The organism is Fulvivirga lutimaris (assembly GCF_009711525.1).
GTDB classification, from domain to species: domain Bacteria; phylum Bacteroidota; class Bacteroidia; order Cytophagales; family Cyclobacteriaceae; genus Fulvivirga; species Fulvivirga lutimaris.
Map to the genome: position 1 here is coordinate 1 of NZ_SMLV01000048.1, position 791 is coordinate 791.

The following is a 791-nucleotide window of genomic DNA, read 5'->3' on the forward strand; positions in this document are numbered from 1 at the left end:
TTAATTTCTACGAGCTCATAAATAATGAATGGGTATTCAATGTTTTACTTCTGGCTATCCTGATATTTATCAATACGCTGTTTTTTAAAGGGTTAATGCAGCCAAAGTTATTTCTGGGTTTGTCAGCAACAGATGATCAAATTTATGCAGACGAGGTGCATAAATATTCTAATTCATCTGTCACTCAAGATCAGATACAGGAGACACGCGAAAAAATTGAAAGTGAAATAGAAAGCAATAAACCTCACCTTAACCCTGAGCTAAGTCTTGAAGCTTTCTCTAATCAGCTGAGCCTTTCGCCCCGAATAGTTTCACAGACCATCAATACTCAGTTTCAAACCAACTTTTCTGATTTTATTAACGACTTAAGAATTGAGGAGGCTAAGCGACTACTCAAAGGTGATAATAACCTGAATGTGCTTGAAATCTTATATGAAGTAGGGTTTAATTCTAAGTCGGCATTCTACGAGCATTTCAAAAAAAAAACTGGCCTCACGCCAAATCAGTTTAAAAAATCCTGAAAAATCAATCCGGGATCATGATTCCGGACGATTAAGAATATAGAATGAAGCTTTATTGCTGAAAAAAAGCGATGAGAACAGTTCTAAAATTTTTGAAATGGACGGGATTGGGAATAGTGGCCCTTCTGCTGTTAATAGTTTTCATTCTAGCCATGTCAATGCCTTTGGCCAGATCGGGAGAAACCAACATGGATGATCCAGGTGAGCTGATGGAGAAGTTGGTGATTGCCAATGCCAATGTGGTACCCATGGATAGTAACTATGTTTTGA

The 791-nt window shown here is 37.5% G+C and carries 2 protein-coding genes; both read left to right on the forward strand.

Annotated features, from left to right (window positions below):
• The coding region (locus E1140_RS00125; protein ID WP_155177935.1) for a helix-turn-helix domain-containing protein at positions 1-521 on the forward strand (521 nt) is incomplete at its 5' end.
• Between the two features lie 71 nt (positions 522-592).
• The coding region (locus tag E1140_RS00130) for a hypothetical protein (RefSeq protein ID WP_155177936.1) at positions 593-791 on the forward strand (199 nt) is incomplete at its 3' end.